This is a genomic window from Campylobacter concisus (genome assembly GCF_002913865.1).
Classification (GTDB): domain Bacteria; phylum Campylobacterota; class Campylobacteria; order Campylobacterales; family Campylobacteraceae; genus Campylobacter_A; species Campylobacter_A concisus_AM.
The window spans coordinates 1-7,558 of record NZ_POYX01000054.1; the positions used below are offsets into that span (position 1 = coordinate 1).

At 44.1% G+C, this 7,558-nt stretch carries 6 protein-coding genes; all 6 read left to right on the forward strand.

All coding sequences use genetic code 11. The annotated features are described in order from the left end of the window. Positions 1-15: 15 nt before the first annotated feature. On the forward strand, positions 16-462 hold the full coding sequence (gene fabZ / locus CYP77_RS03400) for a 3-hydroxyacyl-ACP dehydratase FabZ (protein WP_004317884.1): 447 nt from the start codon (positions 16-18) through the stop codon (positions 460-462). A 24-nt stretch (positions 463-486) separates the two neighbouring features. Continuing rightward, the gene (gene lpxA / locus CYP77_RS03405) at positions 487-1,275 is read left to right on the forward strand and encodes an acyl-ACP--UDP-N-acetylglucosamine O-acyltransferase (RefSeq protein WP_009295380.1); all 789 of its coding nucleotides are present in this window, start codon (positions 487-489) and stop codon (positions 1,273-1,275) included. Continuing rightward, entirely contained in the window at positions 1,275-2,507 is a 1,233-nt protein-coding gene (gene clpX / locus CYP77_RS03410) for an ATP-dependent Clp protease ATP-binding subunit ClpX (RefSeq protein WP_012140425.1), read from the forward strand. Before lpxA ends, clpX begins: the two co-directional genes overlap by 1 nt. A 9-nt stretch (positions 2,508-2,516) precedes the next feature. Next, positions 2,517-3,554 carry a rod shape-determining protein gene (locus CYP77_RS03415; RefSeq protein ID WP_103565859.1) on the forward strand — a complete coding sequence of 346 codons (1,038 nt, stop codon included), beginning with the start codon at positions 2,517-2,519 and terminating at the stop codon, positions 3,552-3,554. After that, positions 3,544-4,299: a rod shape-determining protein MreC gene (mreC, locus tag CYP77_RS03420; RefSeq protein ID WP_035142556.1), complete on the forward strand. Its 756-nt coding sequence runs from the start codon at positions 3,544-3,546 to the stop codon at positions 4,297-4,299. The genes CYP77_RS03415 and mreC overlap by 11 nt, the downstream gene beginning before the upstream one ends. Continuing rightward, on the forward strand, positions 4,299-7,558 hold a 3,260-nt coding region (gene carB / locus CYP77_RS03425), incomplete at its 3' end, for a carbamoyl-phosphate synthase large subunit (RefSeq protein ID WP_103565862.1). The genes mreC and carB, both read left to right, overlap by 1 nt.

Genomic DNA, 7,558 nt, shown 5'->3' on the forward strand with positions numbered 1-7,558 from the left:
TACTAAGGCTAAAACGTGATAGACGTCGTAGAAATTCAAAAAATTCTCCCACATAGATTTCCATTTTTGCTTATCGATAGAGTTGTCGAGCTAGAGCCTGCAAAAAATATCGTCGCTTATAAAAATGTAACCATTGGCGAGCCGATATTTCAGGGGCACTTCCCAGGCCACCCGATATATCCTGGCGTAATGATCATCGAGGGCATGGCGCAAGCTGGCGGCGTGCTAGCGTTTAAAAGCATGAGCGACGAGCATCAAGCTGGTATCGAGAACAAAGTGGTCTATTTTATGAGCATTGACGGAGCGAAATTTCGCCATCCAGTCCGCCCTGGAGATAGGCTAGAGTATAGATTAAATGTATTAAAACACAAAGGTAATATCTGGGTGCTTGAGGGCAAGGCATACGTCGATGATGTGCTATGCGCCGAGGCTGAACTAAAAGCGATGATAGTCGATAAATAGGCTTTTGCTTAAAAAAGAGAGACAATGAAAAATATCCACCAAACAGCAGTTATAGAAGATGGAGCGATCATTGGAGATGACGCAAATATCGAGGCTTACGCATTTGTAAGTAAAGATGCGGTCCTTGGTAACAACGTCACGATAAAACAAGGCGCAAGGGTGCTTGGCAAGACGAGGATCGGCGATAACTCTCGTGTATTTAGCTACGCGATCGTGGGCGACATCCCACAAGATATCAGCTATAAAGATGAGGTCGATACTGGCGTCATCATCGGCGAGCACGCAACTATACGTGAGTTTTGCACGATAAACTCAGGCACGCACAAGGGCGATGGTATAACAAGGATCGGCGATAACGCCTTTATCATGGCATATTCTCACATCGCACACGACTGCATAATAGGCAGCAACGTCATTTTGGCAAATAATGCAACTCTAGCTGGCCACGTCGAGCTTGGCGACTACGCTGTTGTGGGTGGTCTTACACCTATTCACCAGTTTGTTAGAGTGGGTGAGAGCTGCATGGTCGCAGGTGCAAGCGCGCTAAGCCAAGATGTAGTGCCATTTTGCCTAGCTGAGGGCAACAGAGCCTATATAAGAAGCTTAAATTTAGTTGGCATTAGGCGTAGATTTGACAAAGAGCAGGTTGAAGAGCTTGTTCGCGCTTATAAATTTTTGTTTAATCAAGGCATCAGCCTAAAGGATCAAGCAAACGAGCTGATCGCAAAAACCAGCGACGAAAATGTTAAAAAAATGTGTAAATTTATATTAGAAACGACAAGAGGAATTCCGCTTGCAAAAGGAAGAGATTAATGGCTAGAAAGTGTAATTTTTGTGGCGAGGCTGAGTCTGCTGAGAGAAGGTTATTAGCAGATATCGAAGGAAACGCCTATATATGTGAGTACTGTATAGCAGCAGCATACGATATGATACATGGTGATACGAGTGTAGAAGAGAGCAAAAACGAAGAGGCGATAGAGTATCAAAAGCTAACTCCAAAGGAGCTAAAAGCGGTACTTGATAACTACGTGATCGGTCAAGATAGGGCTAAAAAGGTCTTTAGCGTCGGCGTATATAACCATTATAAGAGAATTTTTAAACAAAGCGACATCAAAGACGACACCGAAATTTCAAAATCAAACATCTTGCTTGTTGGTCCAACTGGAAGCGGCAAGACGCTGATGGCTCAGACTTTGGCGAGATTTCTTGATGTGCCTATCGCGATTTGCGATGCGACAAGCCTAACTGAGGCTGGATATGTCGGCGAGGACGTTGAAAACATCCTTACAAGGCTCTTGCAAGCTGCAAATGGTGATGTGAAAAAGGCGGAGCAGGGCATTGTATTTGTCGATGAGATAGATAAGATCGCTAGAATGAGCGAAAACAGAAGTATCACAAGAGATGTCTCAGGCGAGGGTGTGCAGCAAGCGCTTTTAAAGATCATCGAAGGTAGCGTAGTAAATATCCCACCAAAAGGGGGCAGAAAGCATCCAAACCAAGACTTCATCCAGATAGATACGACAAATATCTTATTTGTTTGCGGCGGTGCATTTGACGGACTTCTTGATATCATCGAGCGCAGAGTTGGCAAAAACGTACTTGGCTTTAACCAGGAAAAACGTGGCAAAAATGAAAAAGAGAATTTACTAAGTCTGCTTGAGCCAGACGATCTTGTAAAATATGGCCTCATCCCAGAGCTAATCGGCAGACTTCACGTGGTGGCTACTTTAAATGAGATAACAAAAGAGGATATGGTTAAAATTTTGACCGAGCCAAAAAATGCGATATTAAAACAATATCAAAAGCTCTGTGCGATCGACGGTGCTACGCTTAAATTTGATGATGAGGCGCTTGAAGAGATAGCGAGCCTTGCTATCGAGCGAAAGACCGGAGCAAGAGGGCTTAGAAGCATAATGGAAGAGCTCATGACAGATATAATGTATGATCTGCCAGAGCTAAAAGACTACGATATCGTGATCTCAAAAGAGACGGTAAAAGATAAGGCAAAGCCGATTTTGGTAAAGCACAATAAATTAACAGCGTAAAGGAAATAGATGTTTTTAGATCAGGTTATAGGTTTTTTCTCAAGTGATATGGGTATAGATTTAGGTACGGCAAATACTTTGGTTTTGGTAAAAGATAAGGGAATAATCATAAATGAACCATCAGTTGTTGCAGTAAGACGTGAAAAATATGGAAAACAAAGAATTCTAGCAGTCGGCCACGCTGCAAAAGAGATGGTGGGAAAAACTCCTGGCGATATCGAGGCGATAAGACCGATGAGAGATGGCGTTATCGCGGACTTTGACATGACAGAGAGGATGATACGCTACTTTATAGAAAAGACTCATAGAAGAAAAAATTTCTTACGCCCAAGGATCATCATCTCAGTTCCTTACGGACTTACTCAGGTTGAGAGAAAGGCTGTTAGAGAGAGTGCGCTAAGTGCTGGTGCAAGAGAGGTATTTTTGATAGAAGAGCCTATGGCAGCGGCGATCGGAGCAAATTTACCAGTTCGCGAGCCACAAGGCAACCTTGTAGTGGATATCGGCGGTGGTACGACTGAGATCGGTGTCGTCTCACTTGGCGGTCTAGTAATATCAAAATCTATCCGCACAGCTGGCGACAAGATAGATAGCAGCATAGTTAATTACATAAAAGAAAAATACAACTTACTAATAGGCGAGAGAACAGGCGAGGAGATAAAGATCGCTGTGGGCTCTGCTGTGCAACTTGAAAAAGAGCTAAGCGTAGTGGTAAAAGGACGCGACCAAGTGAGCGGTCTTTTAAGTAGGGTTGAGCTAACGAGCGAGGATGTGAGAGAGGCGATGAGAGAGCCACTAAAAGAGATCGCAGATGCGCTTAAAACCGTGCTTGAGATGATGCCGCCTGATCTTGCTGGCGATATCGTCGAGACTGGTATCGTGCTAACTGGCGGTGGAGCGCTTATTAGAGGGCTTGACAAGTTCTTGTCTGATATCGTTAAGCTTCCAGTATTTGTAGCTGACGAGCCGCTTCTTGCTGTTGCTAGAGGCACAGGCAAGGCACTTCAAGAGATCGGACTTTTACAACAGCTAACAAATGAAGAGTAAGATTGTTCTTTTTGTTTTTATAGCGTTGCTTGCTGGCGCCTCGATGTTTAAGGGCGAAATTTTAAGCAACATATCTATCAAATTTAGCAACTACGCTATAAATTCATACGACAATTTTGCCAAAAGCGTGAAAGATTATATAAACGAATATTTTAGGCAGGCTAGCGAGATAGAAAAACTAAGAGCGCAAAACAAAGAGCTAGAGCGCTCAGCTACGCTTTTATCTACTTTTGCAAACGAGCTAAATCAAATTTTAAAAGATAAAAACTCAACTGCCTACGCCCCAGCTGTAAAGCTAGTAAAAGGGCTTAGTTACGTGCATATCGGGGATTATAATAAAATTTGGATAAGCGAGTTTGAAGGATACGACCCAAATAAAATTTACGGACTCATCTATCAAGGAAGCAGCGCTGGCATCGTCATCGCAAAAGATGGCAAGCCGCTAGCTTACTTGCAAAATGACCCAAAAAGTATATTTGCAGTCTATATAGGAAATGAGAAAATTCCAGGCGTTGCGCATGGAAATCAAGGCCAAATAATGGTGAAATTTATCCCACAATGGCTCAGCCCAAAAGAGGGCGACGAGGTCTTTACGAGCGGGCTTGACGGGATATTTTTTAGTGGGGTGCCAGTAGGGCGCGTGAGTAAAATTTTAAAAGAGAGCTCCTATCAAAGCGTGATAGTTGAGCCCTATGCGAAGCTAAACATACCAAACTACCTATACGTTGTAACAAAGGAAAAATGATGCCAAAAAGAACAGATATAAATACCATTTTGCTAATCGGCTCAGGCCCTATCGTCATCGGTCAAGCCTGCGAATTTGACTACTCAGGCACGCAAGCGGCCAAGACGCTAAAAGAGCTTGGATACCGCGTAGTGCTTATCAACTCAAACCCAGCCACCATCATGACTGACCCAAATTTCGCCGACGCAACGTATATAGAGCCGATCACAAAAGATAGCATTTTAAGGATCATCGAAAAAGAAAATATTGACGCCATTTTGCCAACGATGGGCGGACAAGTAGCGCTAAATGCCGCTATGGAGGTCTTTGAGAGTGGTCTTTTAAAGGATGTCAAATTTCTTGGTGCAAACCCAGAAGCGATAAAAAAGGGCGAAGATAGACAAATTTTTAAAGCGACCATGCAAAAGATCGGCATGGACCTGCCTGAGAGTAGATATGCTTATAACATGGACGACGCGCTAAATGCGGCAAACGAGATAGGCTTTCCACTCATCATAAGAGCTAGCTACACGCTTGGTGGCGCAGGAAGTGGCGTGGCTTACAATATGGATGAATTTAAAGAGCTAGCCAACACAGGCCTTGACGCAAGCCCGATACATGAAATTTTGATAGAAGAGAGCTTGCTTGGCTGGAAAGAGTACGAGATGGAGGTCATTAGAGATAGAAACGACAATTGCATCATCGTCTGCTCGATCGAGAATTTCGACCCAATGGGCGTGCATACAGGCGATAGTATCACGGTTGCGCCAGCTTTAACGCTAACAGACAAAGAGTATCAGGCGATGCGTGACGCTAGCTTTGCCATACTTCGCGAGATCGGCGTTGATACTGGCGGCAGCAACGTGCAGTTTGCTATAGATCCAAAAACGGGCCGCATGATCGTTATCGAGATGAACCCACGCGTTAGCCGAAGCTCAGCGCTAGCAAGTAAGGCTACTGGCTATCCGATCGCCAAGGTTGCGACACTTCTAGCAGTTGGTTTTAGCCTAAATGAGATCAAAAATGATATCACAGGCACGCCTGCTAGCTTTGAGCCTGTGATCGACTACATCGTGACAAAGATCCCACGCTTTACATTTGAGAAATTTCCGGGATCAAACCCATATCTAGGCACTGCGATGAAGTCAGTTGGCGAGGTCATGGCGATAGGTAGGACATTTAAAGAGAGCATTCAAAAGGCGCTTTGTAGCCTAGAGCGTGATCTTTGCGGATTTAACAGCCTTAGCCTAGAGAAAAACGCTTTGATTTATGGCATCAGAAATGCAAATGAGAGAAGAATTTTATATCTAGCACAAGCCTTTAGAGATGGCTTCAGCGTGGCTGAGGTACATGAGTTTAGTAAGATCGACCCTTGGTTTTTGGAGCAAATTTATGAGATAGTTAAATTTGAAGATAAGATCGATATGGATATCTTAAACAACGAAGAGTTACTGCGAGAGGCCAAAAGTATGGGCTTTTCAGACAAGATGATAGCTGTGCTTATAAATGAAAAAGACGATCTTGAGCTTAGTCAAAATGATATCTATTTTGCTAGGCAAAAACTTGGCATCGAGCTTGAATACAACGAGGTAGATACTTGCGCGGGCGAATTTAAGGCACTAACACCATATCTTTACTCAACCACAAATATCACTAAATTTCCTAAAAAAGAGCCAGCAAAAGAGGCTAAAAAGGTGATGATAATAGGCGGCGGTCCAAACAGGATCGGCCAGGGCATAGAGTTTGACTACTGCTGCGTGCATGCAAGCTACGCCCTAAGAGACCTTGGCGTAAAAACGATAATGTACAACTGCAACCCAGAAACCGTCTCAACCGACTACGATACGAGCGATATTTTGTATTTTGAGCCGATCGATTTTGAACACGTGAGATCAGTCATCGAGCGTGAAAAACCAGACGGCGTGATCGTGCATTTTGGCGGCCAAACTCCGCTTAAATTTGCAAAACGCCTAAGCGTTATCGGTGCTAAAATCATCGGCACAACTGCAAGAGTGATCGATGTGGCCGAGGATAGAAAGAAATTTAGCGAATTTATAAATAATATAGGCGTCCTTCAGCCTAAAAATGACACCGCTACTAGCCTAGAAGAAGCCTTGCAAAAGGCCGCTACTATCGGCTACCCAGTGCTTGTTCGCCCAAGCTACGTCTTAGGCGGCAGGGCGATGAGAAGGGTGCATAACGAGAGCGAGCTAAAAGAGTATATGAGCGAGGCGGTAAAGGTTAGCAACCACTCGCCAGTGCTACTTGATAAATTTTTACAAGACGCAAAAGAGCTCGACGTAGACGCGATATGTGACGGCAAAGAGGTCTATATAGGTGCGATAATGGAGCACATCGAGGAGGCTGGAATTCACTCTGGCGACTCAGCTTGCATATTGCCACCGATGAGTTTAAGCGATGAGATGATAAAAAAAGTAGAGAGGCAAACCAGAGATATCGCGCTAAATTTAGGCGTTGTCGGCCTTATGAATATCCAGTTTGCTATCTATGAAAACGAGCTTTATATGATCGAGGTAAATCCTCGCGCGAGCAGGACTGTGCCATTTGTGAGTAAGGCTACTGGCGTGCCTATGGCAAAGGTGGCGACAAGAGTTATGTGGCAGGGAAATTTACGTGAGGCGCTTAAATTTTATGATGATTACAAGGTCGTTTATGAAGATGGCGACATCTTAAAACCTCGCATAAGCTCTCATGTTAGCGTAAAAGAGTGCGTGCTGCCATTTAACAAGCTAAGTGGCGCCGATCTCATCCTTGGCCCTGAGATGAAGAGCACGGGCGAGGTTATGGGTATCAGCCACGACTTTGCAAGCTCATTTGCAAAGAGCCAGATCGCTGCGAGCAACACTTTGCCAAGCAAGGGCAGGGTATTTTTAACGCTAGCTGATGGCGACAAATCTTATGCACCAGACCTTGCAAGGGATTTAATTGGCCTTGGCTTTAGCGTCATTGCAACTGGTGGTACGCATAAAATTTTAAGCGAAGCTGGCGTGGATACTGAGTTTGTATATAAGATAAGCGAGGGCAGACCAAATGTCGAAGATAGGCTTAAAAACGGCGATATAGCACTTGTTATAAATACAAGCGATACAAAATCAAGCGTGGATGACGGCAAAAAGATACGCCAAAATGTACTTAGATTTAAAATTCCATATTTTACAACTATCCGTGCAGCACTCGCAGCTGCCAAGTCACTAAGCACAGTTCAAACTGGCAAAGCACTTGAGGTAAAAAGCTTGCAAGAGTATCTAAGCGAGAGATA

What these genes read in the sequence shown, in the direction of transcription:
- lpxA (WP_009295380.1), top strand. Translation starts at nt 487, where the DNA reads ATGAAAAATATCCACCAAACAGCAGTTATAGAAGATGGAGCGATCATT.
- clpX (WP_012140425.1), top strand. Translation starts at nt 1,275, where the DNA reads ATGGCTAGAAAGTGTAATTTTTGTGGCGAGGCTGAGTCTGCTGAGAGA.
- CYP77_RS03415 (WP_103565859.1), top strand. Translation starts at nt 2,517, where the DNA reads ATGTTTTTAGATCAGGTTATAGGTTTTTTCTCAAGTGATATGGGTATA.
- mreC (WP_035142556.1), top strand. Translation starts at nt 3,544, where the DNA reads ATGAAGAGTAAGATTGTTCTTTTTGTTTTTATAGCGTTGCTTGCTGGC.